This window comes from Nonomuraea sp. NPDC049486, assembly GCF_040676925.1.
Lineage (GTDB): Bacteria > Actinomycetota > Actinomycetes > Streptosporangiales > Streptosporangiaceae > Nonomuraea > Nonomuraea ferruginea.
The window spans coordinates 341,807-361,143 of sequence record NZ_JBFAPV010000003.1 but is presented as its reverse complement, the minus strand read 5'-3'; the positions used below and the strand labels follow the sequence as shown (position 1 = coordinate 361,143).

Here is a 19,337-nt window from a genome sequence, read left to right as displayed (position 1 = left end):
TATCCCTAAGCAAGCCCTTCTATTGGTGAGCGGCGGTAGCGATTCCCTAACAGGAAGATCAACCGGCACCAAGGAGAGCGGCTCATGCTGGGCTCCCGATAGAACCCCTAAGCCGCTACAAGTGAACTGGCTCCAAGTGGGAGGCGGCGCTAATCAAGAGCATCTGAACTTCTTGTTGAACGGGAGGCGCAATATCTACACACGGCATGGTGGGATCATACTTCCTGCCGATCTTGGCGACGGCATGGCCGCACACCTCACCGATAGCCTACTGGCCGAGCAGCCCTATCGAGTAAGCGCCAAATTCACCTGCGGCGACAAAGAACGCATGATCGACATCTACCTGACCCAAGTCACCAAAGGCCGAGACGCCATGAAAGACCTGACCGACCTGATGCGCATCGCCCAAAACCGCTACGCGGAAATACACAACTGCGAACTCAACACCAGATAAAACACCTCGACCGCACCCCCATGGTCAGCAGAGGCGCGGTCGAGAAAGGGCATCGAGCCTTGTGGGCGGTATGCCGGGCACCGGAACCCCGCAGATCATGCAGGGCGGTGCAGGTAGACGGTCAGCGGGAGGCGCGGTTGACCGCGGAGATGATGGCCTTGAGGGAGGCGGTGGTGGTGTTGGCGTCGATGCCGACCCCCCACAGCACCGCGCCGTTGACCTCGCACTCCATGTAGGAGGCCGCCTTGGCGTCGGTGCCGGCGCTCAGCGCGTGCTCGACGTAGTCCAGGACGCGTACCTTGATGCCGGCGGCTCCGATGGCGTCGATGAAGGCGGAGATGGGGCCGTTGCCGACGCCCTCGATCTCGCGGATCTCGCCGTCGACGCGGACGTCGGCGTTGAGGCGGACCTTCTCGTCGACGGTCGAGTCGTGGCGGTGGGCCATCAGGCCGAGCCGGCCCCAGCGGTTGCCGGGCGTCGGCAGGTATTCGTCCTGGAAGATGGCGAACATGTCAGCCGGGGTGATCTCGCCGCCCTCGGCGTCGGTGCGGGCCTGCACGACCTTGGAGAACTCGATCTGCAGCCGCCGGGGCAGGTCGAGCTGGTGGTCGGCCTTCATGATGTAGGCGACGCCGCCCTTGCCCGACTGGCTGTTGACCCGGATGACGGCCTCGTAGGTGCGGCCGATGTCCTTGGGGTCGATGGGCAGGTAGGGAACGGCCCAGGTGTGGGAGTCGACGGGGACGCCCGCGGCCTCGGCGTCGGCCTCCAGGTGTTCGAAGCCCTTCTTGATGGCGTCCTGGTGGGAGCCGGAGAAGGCGGTGTAGACCAGCTCGCCGCCCCACGGGTGGCGGGGGTGGACGGGCAGCTGGTTGCAGTATTCGACGACGCGGCGGATCTCGTCGATGTCGCTGAAGTCGATCTCCGGGTCGACGCCCTGGGAGAACAGGTTCATGCCCAGCGTGACCAGGCAGACGTTGCCGGTGCGCTCGCCGTTGCCGAACAGGCAGCCTTCGATGCGGTCGGCGCCGGCCATGTAGCCCAGCTCGGCGGCGGCCACGGCGCTGCCGCGGTCGTTGTGCGGGTGGAGCGACAGGATGATCGAGTCGCGGTGCTTCAGGTTGCGGTGCATCCACTCGATCTGGTCGGCGTACACGTTGGGGCCGGCCATCTCGACCGTCGCCGGCAGGTTGATGATCACCTTGCGGTCGGGGGTGGGCTGCCACACCTCGTTGACCGCGTCGCACACCTCGACGGCGTACTCCAGCTCGGTGCCGGTGAACGACTCCGGCGAGTACTGATAGTAGACGTCGACGTCGCTCGCCTCGGCCAGCTTCCTGACCAGCTTGGCGCCCTCGACGGCGATGGCGGTGACGCCTTCCCTGTCCATGCCGAACACCACCCGCCGCTGCAGCGTGGAGGTGGAGTTGTAGAGGTGGACGATGGCCTGCTTGGCGCCCCGCAGCGACTCGAAGGTGCGCTCGATCAGCTCGGGCCTGGCCTGGGTCAGCACCTGGATCACCACGTCGCCGGGGATCCGGTCCTCTTCGATGATCTGCCGTACGAAGTCGAAGTCGGTCTGGGAGGCGGCCGGGAAGCCGACCTCGATCTCCTTGTAGCCCAGCCGGACCAGCAGCTCGAACATCTGGAGCTTGCGGTGGGAGTCCATCGGGTCGATCAGCGCCTGGTTGCCGTCACGCAGGTCGACGGCGCACCAGCGCGGGGCCTTGGTGATGACCTGGTCGGGCCAGGTGCGGTCGGTCAGCCGGATCGGCTCGAAGGGTTGGTAGCGCTGGAACGGCATGCGGCTGGGCTGCTGAGCTGTCATCGAAGTGCTCCTGGGTGTCGGTCGAAGGAAAGCGGCCGACGCGCATGACTGGCTCCGCGGCGAGGGAGCCGGCCTTTAGAGGCCCTCGCCGCGGCAGCTAAGAAGGAGCCCGCGCAGCATGCGAATCACGCTACCAGACGTCTCGGCGTGGACCGGTCGAAATCTCACATGCTGAGAGCGTCGGGGACGAGCACGCTCAGGCAGGTGACGCAGCCCTCCAGTTTCTCGAACTCCGAGATGTCGACCGCGACCACGGCGAGACCGCGCTTCTCCAGCAGTTCGGCGGTGCGCGGCGCGGAGGCCGCCATCAGGACCGTGTCCCCGTCCAGCGGCACGACGTGCGCGCCCGCCTCCTCCGGCGGCACCAGCAGGCCGGGCAGGCGGGCGTGCGCGGGGTCGCCGATGAGGGTGCCGTCGGGCAGCGCGGTGACGGCGGACTTGAGGTGGAGCACGCCGGACAGCTCGACCGGCACCACCTGCCTTTCGGGCAGCAGCGCGGCGAGCTGGGCGATGCCGTGGTCGTCGGTGCGGGCCGACCTGCCGACGTACACGGTGTCGCCGGTCTGCAGGACGTCGCCGCCGTCGAGCGTGCCCGGCCGCGTGATCCGTACCGTGTTCAGCCCGAGGCCCCGTACGGCCTGCTCGACGGAGTCCACCTCGGGACGCCGCTCCGGCGCGCCCGGCCTGGTCAGTACGGCGAGCCGGCCGGACACCACGACCGCGTCCTCCACGAACGGGGCGTCGGGCAGGTCGTCGGCGGGCGGGGCGTGCACCGGGCGCCAGCCGGCGGCGGCGAGGGCGGCGACGTAGGCGGCGTGCTGCTCGGCGGCGAGTTCGCGGTCGACGGGCTCGCGCGGGATGTTCGTGACGATGCCCTCGGCGATGCGGGGGCCGGGCTTCCTTACCAGGGCGAGACCAGCCATAGGGCGTGTTCTATCACGTGGGAGTTAGAGTCCCCCTATGCGGGACGACGAGATTCTGGACCGGATCAAGGCGCTGGTCGACGAGGAGCACGGCCTGCGCACCAGGCTGATGGCGGGCGAGCTGGCCACGGACGAGGAGAACGCCCGGGTCAACGAGCTGGAGGCGGCGCTCGACCAGTGCTGGGACCTGCTGCGGCAGCGGCGCGCCCGGCGCGGCGCGGGCGACGACCCCGACGGCGCGTCGAGCCGTCCGGCGAGCCAGGTGGAGAACTACCGTCAGTAAAACCGTTCGCGTGGGCGGACGAGGTGCGCTTGTCTGGTGCCGTGCTGATCCAGCGGATCGAGTCGGGTGACCGGGCCACCGGGCTCTACGAGACGTACGTGGCGAGCATGGCGGGGATTCCCGGGCCTCTGTGGTCGCGGACCCGGTTCGGCGCTTACCTGCTGGAGGGGTCGCCGGGGTCGCGGGCCGAGGCGTGGGCCGTGGTCGAGGACGGCCGGGTCGTCGCGGGCTACGCGCTGGGCCTCCCTCGATACGACAACACCCACCTCGCCACCCTGTTCACGCTGGCGGTCCACCCCGAGCGGCAGCGCCGGGGGCTGGGCACCGCGCTGCTGGACCACGCCGCCGGCCGGGCGCGGGCCGGCGGCCGCGATCTGCTGATCGGCGGCGCCACGCTCGTCGGCGGCCCGGGGTCCGCCTTCGCCGCCGCCCGCGGCTGCTCGGTGGCCGTCACGCAGGCGCGCAGCGTGCTCGACCTGGGAGAAGCCGGTTGGGACGGGCTCGCCCGCATGATGCCCGAGTCCGGCGGCTACCTGCTGGAGCGCTGGACGGGCCCGGCCGGCGACGACCTGCTGCCCGCGCTGGCGGCGGTGCTCGACGGCATGAACGACGCGCCGCGCGACGCGGGCGTGGAGGCCAAGCGGCTGCCGGTCGACCGGATACGCGCCACCGAGGAGCGGATGCGGCGGGACGGCGAAGACTGTTACAGCATGCTCGCCCGGCGCGCCTCCGACGGCGCGCCCGCCGGGATCACCCGCATTTACCTGGACGCCGGCCGCGCGAGCCGCTGGGGTCACCAGGGCGACACGACGGTGCTCAAGGAGCACCGCGGCCACCGGCTCGGCCTGCTGCTCAAGCTGTCCAACCTGTTCTGGCTGCGCGAGAGCGAGCCGCGGATCGACCGGATCGTCACCTGGAACGCCACCACGAACCGGCACATGCTGGCGATCAACGAGGCCATGGGCTTCGAGGTGCTCGACGAGTGGTACGAGTGGCGGCTTCCGCTATGACCGGGTCTGTCCGCGGGCGCGGCAGAATGGGTGATGTGACGGAACGGACGGCGCTTCTTCGCATCGCCCCGGAGCTGCTGCTGTTCCTGCCCGCGAGCCGGCGGGAGCCGCAGCGGCCCATCGTCACCGACGGGTCGTCGACGCTGGGTCACCACGTGGAGTCCGCCGGCGTCCCGCTGACCGAGGTGGGGCCGATGACGGCCGGCGGGCGCGCGGTGACGCCGGCGTACGTGCCGCGGCCGGGAGACGTGCTGGAGGTCGCGGCCGTGCCGCGGCCGCAGGCGCTGCCGGAGGAGCGGTTCCTGCTGGACGTGCACCTGGGGACGCTGGCCAGGCGGTTGCGGCTGCTCGGGCTCGACACCGCCTACCACAACGACATGGACGACCCGTCGCTGGTGGCGCAGGCGAACGCGGAGCGGCGGGTGCTGCTCACCCAGGACCGCGGGCTGCTGCGCCGCCGGGCGCTGTGGCTGGGCGCGTACGTGCGCGGGTCCCGTCCTGACGACCAGCTGCGTGACCTGCTGGAACGGTTCGCGCCGCCGCTGCGGCCGTGGACGCGGTGCACGGCCTGCAACGGTGAGCTGGTGGCGGTGTCCAAGGGCGAGGTGGCGCCGCTGCTGGAGGCGGGCACGCAGCGCAACTACGACGCGTACGGGCGGTGCCGCGAGTGCGGCCAGGTCTACTGGCACGGCGCCCACGGCGGGCGGCTGGACGAGATCGTCGAGTCGGCCCGCCGGTGGGCGGCGGGGTGACGGTCACACCGCGAGGAGCCGGTGGACGTCCTCGCCGTGCAGGTCCCCGGCGTCGCCGGTGCGCACGACCTGGCCGGCGTCGAGGATGACGAACCGGTCGGCCAGCCGGACCGCTATGTCGAGATACTGCTCGACGAGGAGCACGGCGAGCCCGGAGGCGTGCAGGCGTTCGATGGCCTCTTCGATCTCCAGGATGATCGACGGCTGGATGCCCTCGGTGGGCTCGTCGAGGATGAGCAGCCGGGGCCGGGTGACGAGCACGCGGGCGATGGCGAGCTGCTGCTGCTGGCCGCCGGACAGGTGCCCGGCCCGGCGTTTGAGCAGCGGCTTGAGCCCGGGGAAGAGGTCGAGCGCCGAGTCGACGGACTCCTTGCCGGTCCTGGCCGCCTCCATGGTCACCAGCAGGTTGCCCAGCACGGACAGCTGGGGGAAGCACTGGTGGCCCTGCGGAACGTACCCCATGCCGAGCCGGGCCCGCTCGTGGGTGGGCAGCCGGGTGACGTCGCGGCCGTCGAAGGTGACGGCGCCGGACGTCGCGGGCAGCACGCCCATGATGGTGTTGAGCAGCGTCGTCTTGCCGACGCCGTTGCGTCCCATGACGCAGACGAGCTGCCCGGGGCCGACGTCGAGCGAGACGCCGAACAGCACCCGGGCCCTGCCGTAGCCGGATTCGAGCTCACTTGCCGACAGCATCGCTGGGCCTCCTCCCCAGGTAGACCTCCTGCACCCGCGGGTCGGCGCTGACCTGCTCCACCGACCCCTCGACGAGCACCCTGCCCTCGTGCAGCACCGTCACGGCCGAGGCGTGCCGGCGCAGGAACTCCATGTCGTGCTCCACCACGATCACCGTGTGGTCGTCGGCGATCTCGGTGAGCAACTGCCCCGTACGGTCCCGTTCATCCTTGGACATGCCGGCGACGGGCTCGTCCAGGAGGAGCAGGCGGGGCCGCTGTGCCAGCAGCATGCCTATCTCCAGCCACTGGCGCTGGCCGTGGGAGAGAACGCCGGCTGAACGGCCGGCGAGCGGTTCGAGTCCGGTCCTGGCCAGCGCCTCCGCGACGGCGTCCGACACGCCTCGCCGCCGCCCGGCCAGCGACCACAGCGGTTTCCTGAAGCAGGCGGCCAGGTCGAGGTTCTCCAGGACGGTGAGCTCCTCGAAGACGACCGAGGTCTGGAAGGTGCGGCCGACGCCGAGCCGGACGATCTGGTGCTCCTTCCGGCCGACCAGGTCGTACCCGCCGAACCTGACCCGCCCGGCTGCGGGCCTCGTCAGGCCGGTGATCACGTCGATGAGCGTGGTCTTGCCGGCGCCGTTGGGGCCGATGAGGAAGCGCAGCTCACCGTCGGCGACGGTGAGGTCCACGCCGTCGAGGGCGTGGAAGCCGTCGAAGACCACCCGCACGTCACGCAGTTCGAGCACGGCGCAACCTCCCCAGAATGCCGGCGATGCCCTTCGGCGCCAGCGTCATGACCAGGATGAACAGCGCGCCCTGGAGGTAGAGCCAGCCGTTGGCGAACTGCTCGCTGAACGTGGTCTGGGCGTAGCCCATGACGACCGCGCCGAGCACCGCCCCGGCCAGCACCTGCCGGCCGCCGACGGCGACCGCGACGACCAGTTCCAGGGACGGGACGACGCCGAGCAGGGCGGGCGAGATGATGCCGACGACCGGGACGAACAGGGCTCCGGCGAGCCCGGCCAGCCCGGCGGAGACGGCGAAGGTGACGGTCTTGATCAGGGCGGGGTCGTACCCGAGGAAGCGCACCCGGTCCTCGCCGTCGCGGACGGCGACCAGCAGCCTGCCGAACCTGCTGTTCACGAGCTGCCGGGTGGCCAGGTAGAGCACCCCGAGCACGCCCGCGACCACCAGGTACAGCATCCGCTGGGTGGAGTCGTCGGCCAGGTCGGCGCCGAACAGCTCGAAGAAGTTCGTCATGCCGTTGGTGCCGCCGGTCAGCCCTTGCTGCCCGACGAGCAGGATGACCATGGCGGCGGCGAGCGCCTGGGTGAGGATCGCGAAGTACGCGCCCCGTACCCGCTGCCTGAAGACCAGCGTGCCGAGCACGACCGCGAGCAGCACCGGCCCGGCCACCGCCATGGTCAGCGCGAACACCGGATTGGCGAACGGCGCCCAGAGCGCGGGCAGCTCCTCCACGCCGCTCCACACCATGAAGTCGGGCAGGCCGCCGCCGCTCTCGCTGAGCTTGAGGTACATGGCCATCGCGTAGCCGCCGAGGCCGAAGAAGACGCCCTGGCCGAGGGTGAGCATGCCGCCCTGCCCCCAGGCCAGCCCGATGCCGAGCGCCACGATCGCGTAGCAGAGGTACTTGGCGAGCAGGCTCAGCCGGAACGGCTCCAGCAGCAGCGGGGCGGCGACCAGGGCGATCACCGCGATGGCGGCGAACGGCAGGTTCCTCTTGATCATGTCAGCGCCCTCGATCTCAGGGCGACCAGCCCTTGCGGCCGCACCTGCAGGAAGCCGATGACGGCCGCGAACACGAGCACCTTGGCCAGGCTCGCGTCGGACCAGAACTCGGCGTACGAGTTGAGCAGCCCCAGCCCGACGGCGGCGAGCACGGCCCCGCGCAGCTGCCCGAGCCCGCCCGCGACCACCACCAGGAAGGCGTCGACGATGTAGTAGGTGCCGAGCGCGGGCCCGACGGGGCCGATGAGGGTGAGCGCCACCCCGGCCAGCCCGGCCAGCCCGGAGCCGATGAAGAAGGTCAGCATGTCGACCCGGCCGGGGTCGATGCCGCTGGTGGCGGCCAGCCGCCGGTTCTGCACGACCGCCTGCGTGCGCCGTCCCAGTTTGGTACGGGTGAGGTACAGCCAGATGCCGGCCACGCCCGCGACGGCGAGCGCCATGATGAACAGGCGGTTGTACGGGAGGATGCCGATGCCGCCGGACAGCCACGACGGCGCGGGCACCTGCACGTTCGGCGCGCCGAACAGGTCGCGGGCGAGCTGCTGCAGCACCAGGCTGACGCCCCAGGTGAGCAGCAGCGTGTCGAGCGGCCTGCCGTAGAAGTGGCGGATGGCGCCGCGCTCCAGCGCCAGGCCCATGAGCCCGGCGACCACGAACGCCGCGGGCAGCGCGAGCAGCAGGTCCTGGAGCAGGAAGGCGGTGTACGCGCCCGCCATGATGAACTCGCCGTGCGCCATGTTGATCACGCCCATCTGGCCGAACGTGACCGTCAGCCCGAGCGCCACCAGGAGCAGCACGGCCGCGATGGACAGCCCGATGGGGAGCTGGTTGACGACGGCCGTCATCACTCCTCCGCCAGCCCGCCGGCCCAGGAGTACCCCTTGAGGTACGGGTCGGGCTTGATCGGCTCGCCGGAGTCCCACACCTGCTCGATCAGGCCGTCGGGCCGGATGACGCCGATGCGGGCGGTCTTGTACAGGTGCTGGTTCTCGCCGTCGATGGTGACCAGGCCCTCGGGGCGTTCCAGGGCGATCCCGCCGGCCGCCTTCTTGACGGCCTCGACCTCGGTCGTGCCGGCCTTCTTGACCGCCTCGGCCCACAGGTGGACGGCGTTGTAGCCGGCCTGCATCGGGTCGCTGGTGACCTTGTCCTCGCCGTACGCGGCCTTGAACGCCTTGACGAACGCCTGGTTGGCCGGGGTGTCGGTGGTCTGGTAGTAGTTCCAGGCGACCGGGTGGCCGGCGATGTTGTCCACGCCGATGCCCTTGACCTCCTCCTCGGCGACGCTCACCGACAGCACCGGCATCGCCTCGGCGCTCACGCCGGCGCTCTTGAGCTGCTTGAAGAAGGCGACGTTGGAGTCTCCGTTGAGCGTGTTGAAGACCGCGTCGGGCCCGGCCTGGACGACCTTGTTGACGAGGGTGGAGTACTCGGTGTGGCCCAGCGGGGTGTACTCCTCGCCGAGCACCTGCATCCCGTTCGCGGCCGCGTACGCTTTGATGATCTTGTTGGCGGTGCGCGGGAAGACGTAGTCGCTGCCGACCAGGAAGATCTTCTTCTTGCCCTGCTCCTTCAGGTAGTCGAGGCCGGGGATGATCTGCTGGTTGGTGGTGGCGCCGGTGTAGAAGATGTTCGGGGAGCTCTCCAGGCCTTCGTACTGCACCGGATACCAGAGGAGCGACTTGTAACGTTCGAAGACCGGCAGCATGGCCTTGCGGCTGGCCGACGTCCAGCCGCCGAACACGGTGGCCACCTTGTCCTGCCTGATCAGCTTGGTCGCCTTCTCGGCGAAGGTCGGCCAGTCGGACGCGCCGTCCTCGACGACCGGGACCAGCTTCTTGCCGAGGACTCCGCCGGCCTGGTTGATCTCCTCGATGGCGAGCAGTTCGGCGTCCCGTACGGTGACCTCGCTGATGGCCATGGTGCCGCTGAGCGAGTGGAGGACGCCGACCTTGATCTCGTCCTGGGCGTCGGCGGAGGAGCCGGACCCGGACGGCGGCGACCCGCAGGCCGCGAGGGTGGTGAGGAGAAGCGCGGAGACGAGGGCGCGGGGGGTTCGCACCAGCAGTTCCTTCCTGCCGAGCTGCCATTGGAAGAAAGGTGACTCCCCCGCGTGTCACGGATAGATCCCGCGTGTTAATTGCCGATTGCCACGCCCTCACCGGAACGCGGGTGTTCGTCATCTGGGCCGCTCGGCAACGGAAACCGGTACGACATGCCCCGGCAACACCCGGGAAACGGCCGGTTCCTATGGTCCGGGCCATGCGGCTAACCCCACACGAGCAGGAACGCCTGCTCATCCACGTCGCCGCCGGGGTGGCGCGTGACCGCCAGGCTCGCGGCCTGCGGCTCAACCACCCGGAGGCCACCGCGGTCATCGCGTCGTTCCTGATGGAAGGGGCCAGGGACGGCCGGACGGTGGCCGAGCTGATGGAGTCGGGGCGCTCGGTGCTGCGCCGGGACGAGGTCATGGAGGGCGTACCGGAGATGCTCGACAGCGTGCAGATCGAGGCCACCTTCCCCGACGGCACCAAGCTCGTCACCGTGCACAGGCCGATCCCGTGATCCCGGGCGAGTACGCGCACCCCGAGGGCGCCATCCCGCTGAACCCGGGCCGGGCGCGGGTGACGGTGCGGGTCGTGAACACCGCGGATCGGCCCGTACAGGTCGGCTCCCACTACCATTTCGCGGCTGTGAACCCGGGGCTGGACTTCGACCGGGAGGCCGCGTGGGGGATGCGGCTGGACGTGCCCGCGGGCACCGCGGTCAGGTTCGAGCCGGGCGTGGCGCGCGACGTCACGCTGGTCCCGCTGGCCGGCCGCCGGATCGTGCCGGGGCTGCGGCCCGAGCGGGCGGGGGCGCTCGATGGCTGAGCTCTCCCGCGCCCGCTACGCCGCGCTCTACGGCCCGACCACCGGCGACCGCGTGCGGCTGGCCGACACCGACCTGTTCATCGAGGTCACCGAGGACCGCTCGATGGGCCCGGCGGGGGCGGGCGACGAGGCCGTGTTCGGCGGCGGCAAGGTCATCCGCGAGTCGATGGGCCAGTCCAGGGCCACCCGCGCCGAGGGCGCCGCCGACCTGGTCATCACCGGCGCGGTGATCCTCGACCACTGGGGCGTGGTCAAGGCCGACGTCGGCGTCGTCGGCGGCCGCATCACGGCCATCGGCAAGGCCGGCAACCCCGACACCATGGACGGCGTCGACATCGTCATCGGCCCGTCCACCGAGATCCTGGCCGGCAACGGCAAGATCCTCACCGCGGGCGCGGTCGACTCCCACGTGCACCTCATCTGCCCGCAGATCCTGGACGAGGCCATCGGCTCGGGCGTCACCACCGTGATCGGCGGCGGCACCGGCCCCGTCGAGGGCACCAAGGCCACCACCGTCACCCCGACCTGGTATCTGGAGCGGATGCTGGAGTCGCTCGACTCCTATCCGCTCAACTTCGCGCTGCTCGGCAAGGGCAACACGGTCAGCTCGGAAGGGCTGCTGGAGCAGCTCAAGGCCGGCGCGTCCGGCTTCAAGCTGCACGAGGACTGGGGCACCACGCCCGCCGCCATCGACGCGTGCCTCACCGTGGCCGACGCGACGGGCGTGCAGGTGACGATCCACACCGACACGCTGAACGAGGCCGGCTTCGTCGAGTCGACGCTGGCGGCGATCGGCGGCCGGGCGATCCACGCCTACCACACCGAGGGCGCGGGCGGCGGGCACGCGCCCGACATCATCCGCGTCGCCTCCCACGGCAACGTGCTGCCGTCGTCGACCAACCCGACCCGGCCGCACACCGTCAACACCCTGGACGAGCACCTCGACATGCTCATGGTGTGCCACCACCTCAACCCGGCCATCCCGGAGGACCTGGCGTTCGCCGAGTCGAGGATCAGGCCCACCACGATGGCGGCCGAGGACATCCTGCACGACCTCGGCGCGATCTCCATCATCGGCTCCGACTCGCAGGCCATGGGCCGCATCGGCGAGACCGTGATCCGCACCTGGCAGACGGCGCACGTGATGAAGGCCCGCCGGGGCAAGCTCGGCGACGGCCCCGCCGACAACCTGCGGGCCCGCCGTTACGTCGCCAAGTACACGATCTGCCCGGCGGTGGCGCACGGGCTGGACGCCGAGCTGGGCTCGGTGGAGCCGGGCAAGCTGGCCGACCTGGTGCTGTGGGACCCGGCGTTCTTCGCGGTCAAGCCGACGCTGGTGCTCAAGGGCGGGGTGGTCGCCTGGGCCCAGATGGGCGACGCGAACGCCTCGATCCCGACGCCGCAGCCGGTGCTGCCACGGCCCATGTTCGGCGCCGTCCCGGTGACGGCCACCGCCACGTCGCTGCACTTCGTGGCGCCGCTCGCGCTGGAGACCGGGCTCGCCGACCGGCTCGCCACGCGCCGCCGCCTCGTCCCCGTGGCGGACGTACGCAGACGCGGCAAGGACGCGATGCCGCTCAACGACGCCCTGCCGCGCATCGACGTGGCGCCGGACACGTTCGAGGTACGCATCGACGGCGAACCCGTCGAGCCCGCTCCCGCCCCGGCCCTGCCGCTGGCCCAGCGCTACTTCCTGTTCTGATGCACCCGGCGATCCTCCTCCTCACCGACTCCCGCCTCCCGGCCGGCGGCCACGCCCACTCCGGCGGGGTCGAGCAGGCGGTCGCCCTGGGGCTGGTCCACGACCTCCCGTCCCTGTCGTCGTTCCTCCGGGGCCGCCTCCACACGGCCGGCGCCCTCGCCGCCACCCTCGCCACGGCCGCCTGCACCTTCGCCGCCTCCCCCGTACGCGGTGAATTCCGCCCAGACGTCCCACGCCCGCCGGACGGATCCCCTCCTGCGGGATGCCCCTCGCACCCGAGAGACCTTGTCCGCGGAGAGGCCGGCCCTCACCCCACGGTCAGCGGCCCCAGCCCTGTGCGGAAGGAAGTCCCATCGGGCGGCTCCCCTTGTTCGGGGAACGGCACCGTACGGAAGGGCCTGTCGCGGGGATCCCCTTGCTCGGCGAGCGGCACCGTATGGGGAGATGGGGTTTCGCCGGTCGGTGGGGTGCACTTCTCCTGGGAACTGCTGGACGCCGAGGCCGATGCACGGACGGCGTCGCCCGCGCAGCGGGAGGCCGCACGGTTGCAGGGGAGGCTGCTGCTGCGGGTGGCGCGGCGACTGTGGCCGTCGCCGGTGCTCGACGAGCTGGCCCAGGAGGTCCCGAGCCCGCACCATCCGATCGCTCTCGGCGCGGCGGCGCACGCGGCGGGAGCCACACCCGGGGACGCCGCACTGGCGGCGGCCTACCACGCGATCACCGGCCCGGCCACGGCGGCGGTGCGCCTGCTCGGCCTCGATCCGGTTGCTGTACACGGCATCCTCGCCGACCTCACACCCGACCTGACCGCCCTCACCGAACCAGCCAGAACCAAGTTCCCCAAGCCGAACGGGACCACCCATCCCAAGCCGTCTGGGACGAAGACTCCCGAACCGGCCGACACCGGGCTCCTCCGGCCGCACGACATCACCCAGCCCGAACCAGGTGCGACAGAGATTCCCGAACCTGCGGGTTCCAGGCTCCCCCAGCCGCAGGAGACCACCCAGCCCAAACCGGGCGCGATGGAGACTCCCGAACCGGCCGATGCCAAGCTCCCCAAGCCGAACGGGACCGCTCGTCACGAACCGGACGCGACGGGGACTCTCCAGCAGGCCGAGGCCGGGCTTCACGAGCGGGGCGGGATCGGGACTTTCCAGCCGTCCACGGCCGGGCTTCACGAACCCGGTGGGTTCGGGGCTGCTGAGGTGGACGGGGTGGGGGTCCCTGAGGTGGATGGGTGTGCGGCGCGAGGAGGCTGTGGATGTTCCGGGCTGGCCGGATACTCCGCTGATCCGGGGGTGGAGGAGGGCGGATGGGCGGCGCTGGGGGCGCCGTCCGCGCCAGGACTGGACCTGCTGGCCGAGCGGCACGCGCACGCGACGGTCAGACTTTTCGTCTCATAAGGAGGAACCCCGCGACATGGGCGCCAACCACGACGACCACCATCACGCCCCCGACGGCCACGGCAGGGCGCTGCGGCTCGGGGTCGGCGGTCCCGTCGGCAGCGGCAAGACGGCCCTGGTGGCCGCGCTGTGCCGGGCCCTCGGTCCGTCACTGCAGCTCGGCGTGGTGACCAACGACATCTACACCACGGAGGACGCCGACTTCCTGCGAAGGGCCGGCGTGCTCGACGAGGAGCGCATCGCCGCCGTCGAGACCGGCTGCTGCCCGCACACCGCCATCCGCGACGACATCGCCGCCAACCTGGACGCCGTTGAGACGCTCGAACACCGCTTCGGCCCGCTCGACCTGGTCATCGTGGAGAGCGGCGGTGACAACCTGACGGCGACGTTCAGCCGAGGGCTGGCCGACCGGCAGATCTTCGTCCTGGACGTGTCCGGCGGGGACAAGGTGCCGCGCAAGGGCGGTCCCGGCGTCACCGCGGCCGACCTGCTGGTGGTCAACAAGACGGACCTGGCCCCGATGGTGGGCGCGGACCTGGGCGTCATGGACCGGGACGCGGCGGCGGTGCGCGGCGGCAGGCCGGTGCTGTTCACCTCGGTCAGGCAGGAACCCGCCGTGGCCGAGGTGGCCGCCTGGGTGACGGACCAGGTCAAGTCCTGGCGCCACGAGTACGCCTGACATGCGCGCCAGAGCCGCCATCGCCACGACCCTGGCAGCCAGACCGTCCACCCACCGAGCCACACCGGAACCATTCCACGATCCAGCCTTCGGCTCGGCGGCGGAACCACCTCCTGACCAAACCACCTGCTCGGCCGCGGCGAGACCGTCCCACGACCAACCCACCCCGACAGCGAACCCATCCCACAACCGATTCAGCCTGACGGCGTTCGGAACACCCCACGACCGCCCCCCGACGGTGGTGGGTTCGTCCCACGGCCGAGCTGCGGGATCGTCCGATGGCTGGGGCGGCGGGACGGTGGGGGGTGGGACCGTGATCTCGTTGTTGCGTTCCGATCCTCCGTTGACGTTGCGGCAGACCGGGGAGGCTGCCGTGCATCTGGTCTCCACGGCGGCCGGGCCTCTGGGGGGTGACGACCTGGCGCTCGATCTGGTCGTCGCGGCGGGTACCACGCTGGAGGTGGGGTCGGTGGCGAGCACGCTCGTCCTGCCGGGGCGGGGCGAGTCGTCGATGCTCATCACCGCCGTGGTGGGCGAGGGGGCGACGCTCCGGTTCACGCCGGAGCCGACCGTGCTGGCCGCCGGGTGTTCCCATCGCATGTCCGTACGGCTCAAGCTCGCGCCGGGCGCGCGGGTGCTGTGGCGGGAGGAGATCGTCTTCGGGCGGTACGGGGAGCGGCCGGGACGCTGCCATACCCGCTTCGACGCCACGGTCGGCGGGCGGCCGCTGCTGAGGCAGGAGTTCACCGTGGGCGATGAGGCGCTGGACTCCTCCCCCGCCGTCTTCGGCGGCGCCGCCTGTGTGGGCACGACGCTCATCACGGGCCCGGCCGCCCCGCCGGAGGCAGTGGTGGCGGATGGCGTCGCCGTGCTGCCCCTGGCCGGGCCGGGCACGCTGGTGTCCGCACTGGCCGCCGACGCGGTCGAACTGCGCGCCAGGCTGCGCTGGGGCGAGTCCGCCGTGATCAACGGCCCACATCAGGATCAGGCCCCCGAGGAAGGCCGACCACGATGAACACCCACAGGCACGACACCCCGGGAGGACCCACGAGTACACCCGCCCACGACGCCCAACCGCAGTGACCTCACAAACAGGCCACACCCCAAGAAAGCCCGCCACGAGGACACCCGGGCACGACGCTCCGCAGAGAAGAGCAACCGCGAGCGCACCCGCCGCAGACCACCCGTAGAGACCCCCAAAAAGCCGACCGCGAGCGCACCCGCCCGCGACGTCCCGCGAGGGCCGATTGTGGAGATGTTCCAGGGAAGCCCGGGAAGAGGGCGGTCGGGATGGTGCCTGACGGTGACGAGTGGGTGGCGGTGGATGGTGCGGGTGCCCGGCGCAGCTTATCGTGATCGTGTGGCCGAAGCCAGGGCGGGCAGCCGCGGCTACGCGGCGGGGATCACGCTGGCCGGGGCGGTGCTGGCGTTGTGCGCGGTGCTGCCGTGGTCGGGGGTGCGGGCCAGCAGCGCCATCATCGGCGGCGCGATCACCAGCGACACGCGCGGCATCGACGACCTGCTCGGCGTCTACGCCCTGCTCGCCGGGGTGGCGGCGATCGGCTGCGGCATCACCGGGATGCTGGCCCGGCCGAGGCTCGCGGCCGTGGCGGCGGTGCCGGGGGCGCTGGCGATGCTGGCGCTGGTGATGTTCGTGTCCTCCCCGCGCGGTCCGGCCGACCGGGTCTCGCTCGACGTGGGCGAGCTGCTCTCGGTCGAGCCGGTGATCCGCTACGGCTGGTACGCGGCGCTGGCGTCGGCGTTCGCGGTGGTCCTGCTGGCCGTCCTGACGCTGGTCCGCCGCGTGTGAAGTCCTGTGTGACGTGACGCCGGTTCAGGCGACCTTGGTCTCGGAGATGATCGTCCGCTTGACGAGGCGGTCGCCGTCCATCCAGTGCCAGGTGCGGCACTTGTGCCTGCCGTCGCGGGACAGCTGGATGAGCTCGTACAGGTAGTTGTCGGGGTCGTCCTTGTACGACCACGTCAGCACGATCGTCAGGTCGTCCACCTGGCTCATCTCGCCGGTGATCCGCTCGGTGTCGAAGTAGGCGATCTCGTTCTCCACGCGCCCGCCGAAGTCGAACACCTCCTGGCGGCCGTCGTCCCAGGTGTAGGTGTTGGTCTGGATGAAGCTGAACGAGCCGTCCTCAGGGATCCTGCAGTACAGGTGGGAGGCGTGCCGGTCGACGATCTTGCCATCGGCGTCGACGTGGATGTACTCCCCACGCCACTCTCCGAGGTGCTTGTCCATGATCGGCATTCCGGGGACTCCTGCGCGCATGATTCCTCCTGGTCACAGCGGCGGTTGACAGGTAGATGGCGGCGAGCTTAGCGTGACAACTAGCCAAAATGGAACACTGTTCCGCAAACAGGAACAGCCTCGCTCCCCGGAGGGCATGTGACCGAGAACGACCGAGAGCCACTGGTCGAGGGGATCACCGCCGCGATCGTCGGCGTCACCGACTTCGGCCCGCACCTCGAACTCTTCCGCGACGTGCTGGGCTACGAGGTGGCCGGCGAGGGCGTGGTGCCCGGGTCGGTCGCCGGCCCGCTGTGGGGGTCGGGCCCCGCGGACGTCGAGGTGATGGCGCTGGCCGCGGCCGGGGCCGGCACCGGGCGGATCCACCTGGTGCGCGTGCCGGAGCCGCTCGCCCCCGCACAGCCGCCGCACAACCTCGACGTCGGCCTGGTCGGCATCGACATGTATGCCCGCGACATCGAGGCCGCGCACGCGGGCTTCGCCGCCTCCGGCCGCGTCTGGACCACCGCGCCGACCACGTACGGCGTCAGCGTCGGGGACCGCGAGGTGCAGGTCACGCAGGGCGTCTGCCCGGCGCCGGACGGCACGGTCGTGGTGTTCGTGCAGCCGGCCGCGGTCCGCGGCACCGAGGCGTGGGCCGCCGACCCCGCGCGCCCCTACACCGAGCTGACCTCCGTCGTCTGCCACGTGCCCGACCCCGACTCCGAGGTCGCGTTCTGGGGCCCTGACGGCCTGGGCATGGCCGTCTGGTACGACGTGGTCTTCTCCGCCCCCGGCTTCGACGAGGTGGCCGGCCTGCCGCCGGGCACCGAGATGCGGCTGGCGTTCCTGGCCGGGGAGAAGACCGCCAGGATCGAGGTCACCAGCGCCGCCACCGAGCACCGCGTGGACCGGCGGGCCACCCAGCGCCCGGCCCGCTCGCTGGGCCACAGCGGCTGGTCGGTGCGGACCCGGGACCTGGAGGCCGCGCTGGAGAGCGTCCGCGCGACCGGCGGCACGGTGACGGCCTCCCCCGCCGGGACCGACGACCCGCTGCACGGGCGCGCCCTGGTGGCCGCCGCCGACACCCCGAACGGCATCGCCGTCACCCTCTGGCAGCCACGCGGCTGACTTCCCCCACTCCGACGTAAGGAAGAGACCATGCCCGTCCTCCGTGGAGGCGCCCCCCTGTCGATCGCGGGCGGGGTGCGCGAGTTCGCCCGCGCCACCCCCTCGGCGACCGCGGTGATCGACGGGGAACGCACCCTCACCTACGCCGCGCTCGACGAGCGCGCCAACCGCCTGGCGTGCGCGCTGCTGGCCCGGGGCCTGACGACCGGCGACCGGGTGGCGGTGCTGCTCGGCAACCGGCTGGAGTACCCCGAGATCGCCGCGGGCGTCGCCAAGGCGGGCCTGGTGATGGTCCCGCTGAACCCGAGGCTCACGGCGGGCGAGGCCCGCTACATCCTGGAGCACTCGGGCAGCCGCGCGATCGTCCTGGACGACGCGTGCGCCGCCACGGTGGGAGACGCGATCGAGGAGCTGCGGCTGACGGCGCTGTGCATCGACGGCGCGCAGGCCGGGCGGCCGTACGAGGAGGAGCTGGCCGCGGCCCGCGCGGCCGATCCCGGGGTGCGGGTGGACGAGCTCGACCCGTTCTGCATCACCTACACCTCCGGCACGACCGGGCGGCCCAAGGGCGTGGTGATCAGTCATCGCAGCCGGTCGCTCACGTTCTACTGCTCGGCACTGGAGTGGGGGCTGGGCGCCGGCCGGGTGTCGGTGGCGGTGGCCCCGATGTACCACGGGGCCGGGTTCGCCTTCGGGTACGCCCCGGTCTACACCGGCGGCACCGTCACCATGCTCCGCAAATGGGACCCGGAGGCGCTGCTGCACCTGGTGGAGCGGGACCGGGCGCGGTCGGTGTTCCTGGTGCCGACCCACGCGCAGATGCTCCGTACGATGGACGACGGCAAGCTCGCCGGCCACGACCTGAGCAGCCTCGACACGCTCTACTTCAACGCCGCCGCGCTGCCCTGGACGCTGAAGCAGTGGGTCATGGAGACGTTCCCCGCGTGCGGCGTGCACGAGCTGTACGGGTCCACGGAGGCCGGCATCGTGACCAACCTGCGCCCGGTGGACCAGCACCGCAAGCCGGGCTCGGTGGGCCACGCCTGGTACATGACGGAGCTGCGGGTGGTGGACCCGTCGGGTGCGCCGGCCAGCCCCGGCCAGCCGGGCGAGCTGTTCAGCCGCTCCCCCTTCCTGATGAACGGCTACCACGACGACCCGGCGGCCACCGCCGCGTGCACGACCGAGGACGGCTTCCTGACCTGCGGCGACATCGTCGTCCGGGACGAGGAGGGCTACGTGCACGTCGTGGACCGCAAGAAGGACATGATCATCTCGGGCGGCCTGAACGTCTACCCACGCGAGATCGAGGACGTGCTGGCCACGCACGGGGCGGTCGCCGAGGCGGCGGTCGTCGGTTCCCCGTCCGAGCGGTGGGGCGAGGAGGTCATGGCCTACGTCGTGCTGCGCCGCGGCGTCGAGGCCGCGCCCGAGAGCCTCTTCCCCGAGCTGGAGGCGCACTGCCGGACGGGCCTGGCGGGCTACAAGGTCCCCAGGCGGTGGCAGGTCGTCACCGAGCTGCCCAGGAACGCGGCCGGCAAGATCGTCAAGCGGGACCTGAAGGCGCAGGCGGGAGCCTCCTAGGCCCTTGACCCGCAATACATCAGACAATTACTCTCGAATCAACTGAAGAAACA

General features: G+C 71.2%; 21 protein-coding genes. 13 read left to right on the top strand and 8 right to left on the bottom strand.

The window, feature by feature from the left end; translation table 11 throughout:
• Positions 1–121 precede the first annotated feature (121 nt).
• On the top strand, positions 122–454 hold the full coding sequence (locus AB0K05_RS10550; protein WP_364228378.1) for a hypothetical protein: 333 nt from the start codon (positions 122–124) through the stop codon (positions 452–454).
• 121 nt (positions 455–575) lie between these two features.
• Here AB0K05_RS10550 and leuA read toward each other — a convergent pair whose 3' ends face one another.
• Together leuA and ddaH are read right to left on the bottom strand one after the other, a co-directional pair.
• Positions 576–2,282 (bottom strand): 2-isopropylmalate synthase, encoded by a 1,707-nt coding sequence (gene leuA / locus AB0K05_RS10545; protein WP_148033427.1) that lies wholly within the window; start codon positions 2,280–2,282, stop codon positions 576–578.
• A gap of 164 nt (positions 2,283–2,446) precedes the next feature.
• Positions 2,447–3,205 (bottom strand): dimethylargininase, encoded by a 759-nt coding sequence (gene ddaH, locus AB0K05_RS10540; RefSeq protein WP_364228376.1) that lies wholly within the window; start codon positions 3,203–3,205, stop codon positions 2,447–2,449.
• Between the two features lie 37 nt (positions 3,206–3,242).
• On the opposite strand from ddaH, the gene AB0K05_RS10535 reads away from it, so the two are divergent.
• The 3 genes from AB0K05_RS10535 to AB0K05_RS10525 are packed head-to-tail and all read left to right on the top strand — an operon-like array spanning position 3,243 to position 5,250.
• Positions 3,243–3,488 carry a DUF2630 family protein gene (locus tag AB0K05_RS10535; RefSeq protein WP_271277778.1) on the top strand — a complete coding sequence of 82 codons (246 nt, stop codon included), beginning with the start codon at positions 3,243–3,245 and terminating at the stop codon, positions 3,486–3,488.
• A 29-nt stretch (positions 3,489–3,517) separates the two neighbouring features.
• Complete coding sequence (locus tag AB0K05_RS10530; protein ID WP_271277779.1) at positions 3,518–4,498, top strand: GNAT family N-acetyltransferase; 981 nt, start codon at positions 3,518–3,520, stop codon at positions 4,496–4,498.
• A 35-nt stretch (positions 4,499–4,533) separates the two neighbouring features.
• Positions 4,534–5,250, top strand: coding sequence for a Mut7-C RNAse domain-containing protein (locus AB0K05_RS10525; RefSeq protein ID WP_271277780.1), 717 nt, complete (start codon positions 4,534–4,536; stop codon positions 5,248–5,250).
• A gap of 3 nt (positions 5,251–5,253) precedes the next feature.
• On the opposite strand, the gene urtE is transcribed toward AB0K05_RS10525, so the two are convergent.
• The 5 genes from urtE to urtA are packed head-to-tail and all read right to left on the bottom strand — an operon-like array spanning position 5,254 to position 9,735.
• Positions 5,254–5,943, bottom strand: a complete 690-nt coding sequence (urtE, locus tag AB0K05_RS10520) for an urea ABC transporter ATP-binding subunit UrtE (protein ID WP_271277781.1) — start codon at positions 5,941–5,943, stop codon at positions 5,254–5,256.
• A complete protein-coding gene (urtD, locus tag AB0K05_RS10515; protein ID WP_148033433.1) occupies positions 5,927–6,670 on the bottom strand; it encodes an urea ABC transporter ATP-binding protein UrtD in 744 nt (247 codons plus the stop codon). Before urtD ends, urtE begins: the two co-directional genes overlap by 17 nt.
• Positions 6,654–7,673 (bottom strand): urea ABC transporter permease subunit UrtC, encoded by a 1,020-nt coding sequence (urtC, locus tag AB0K05_RS10510; RefSeq protein WP_271277782.1) that lies wholly within the window; start codon positions 7,671–7,673, stop codon positions 6,654–6,656. Before urtC ends, urtD begins: the two co-directional genes overlap by 17 nt.
• A complete protein-coding gene (gene urtB, locus AB0K05_RS10505; RefSeq protein ID WP_148033435.1) occupies positions 7,670–8,518 on the bottom strand; it encodes an urea ABC transporter permease subunit UrtB in 849 nt (282 codons plus the stop codon). Before urtB ends, urtC begins: the two co-directional genes overlap by 4 nt.
• Complete coding sequence (gene urtA / locus AB0K05_RS10500) at positions 8,518–9,735, bottom strand: urea ABC transporter substrate-binding protein (RefSeq protein ID WP_219549205.1); 1,218 nt, start codon at positions 9,733–9,735, stop codon at positions 8,518–8,520. Before urtA ends, urtB begins: the two co-directional genes overlap by 1 nt.
• 200 nt (positions 9,736–9,935) lie before the next feature.
• Between urtA and AB0K05_RS10495 the strand changes: the two genes are divergently transcribed.
• The 7 genes from AB0K05_RS10495 to AB0K05_RS10465 all read left to right on the top strand — a co-directional run bounded on the left by AB0K05_RS10495 (position 9,936) and on the right by AB0K05_RS10465 (position 16,140).
• Complete coding sequence (locus AB0K05_RS10495) at positions 9,936–10,238, top strand: urease subunit gamma (RefSeq protein WP_148033436.1); 303 nt, start codon at positions 9,936–9,938, stop codon at positions 10,236–10,238.
• Entirely contained in the window at positions 10,235–10,546 is a 312-nt protein-coding gene (locus AB0K05_RS10490; RefSeq protein WP_148033437.1) for an urease subunit beta, read from the top strand. Before AB0K05_RS10495 ends, AB0K05_RS10490 begins: the two co-directional genes overlap by 4 nt.
• A complete protein-coding gene (locus tag AB0K05_RS10485) occupies positions 10,539–12,248 on the top strand; it encodes an urease subunit alpha (protein ID WP_364228370.1) in 1,710 nt (569 codons plus the stop codon). Before AB0K05_RS10490 ends, AB0K05_RS10485 begins: the two co-directional genes overlap by 8 nt.
• 467 nt (positions 12,249–12,715) lie before the next feature.
• Positions 12,716–13,651: an urease accessory UreF family protein gene (locus AB0K05_RS10480; RefSeq protein ID WP_364228368.1), complete on the top strand. Its 936-nt coding sequence runs from the start codon at positions 12,716–12,718 to the stop codon at positions 13,649–13,651.
• Positions 13,652–13,667: 16 nt separating this feature from the next.
• Complete coding sequence (gene ureG / locus AB0K05_RS10475; RefSeq protein ID WP_148033440.1) at positions 13,668–14,330, top strand: urease accessory protein UreG; 663 nt, start codon at positions 13,668–13,670, stop codon at positions 14,328–14,330.
• Positions 14,331–14,703: 373 nt separating this feature from the next.
• The gene (locus AB0K05_RS10470; RefSeq protein WP_364228366.1) at positions 14,704–15,345 is read left to right on the top strand and encodes an urease accessory protein UreD; all 642 of its coding nucleotides are present in this window, start codon (positions 14,704–14,706) and stop codon (positions 15,343–15,345) included.
• 345 nt (positions 15,346–15,690) lie between these two features.
• Positions 15,691–16,140 (top strand): hypothetical protein, encoded by a 450-nt coding sequence (locus tag AB0K05_RS10465; RefSeq protein ID WP_148033442.1) that lies wholly within the window; start codon positions 15,691–15,693, stop codon positions 16,138–16,140.
• 24 nt (positions 16,141–16,164) lie between these two features.
• Here AB0K05_RS10465 and AB0K05_RS10460 read toward each other — a convergent pair whose 3' ends face one another.
• Positions 16,165–16,611, bottom strand: coding sequence for a hypothetical protein (locus AB0K05_RS10460; RefSeq protein ID WP_219549195.1), 447 nt, complete (start codon positions 16,609–16,611; stop codon positions 16,165–16,167).
• 117 nt (positions 16,612–16,728) lie between these two features.
• Between AB0K05_RS10460 and AB0K05_RS10455 the strand changes: the two genes are divergently transcribed.
• Entirely contained in the window at positions 16,729–17,700 is a 972-nt protein-coding gene (locus AB0K05_RS10455) for a hypothetical protein (RefSeq protein ID WP_364228363.1), read from the top strand.
• Between the two features lie 30 nt (positions 17,701–17,730).
• On the top strand, positions 17,731–19,284 hold the full coding sequence (locus tag AB0K05_RS10450; protein WP_364228361.1) for an AMP-binding protein: 1,554 nt from the start codon (positions 17,731–17,733) through the stop codon (positions 19,282–19,284).
• Positions 19,285–19,337 lie beyond the last annotated feature (53 nt).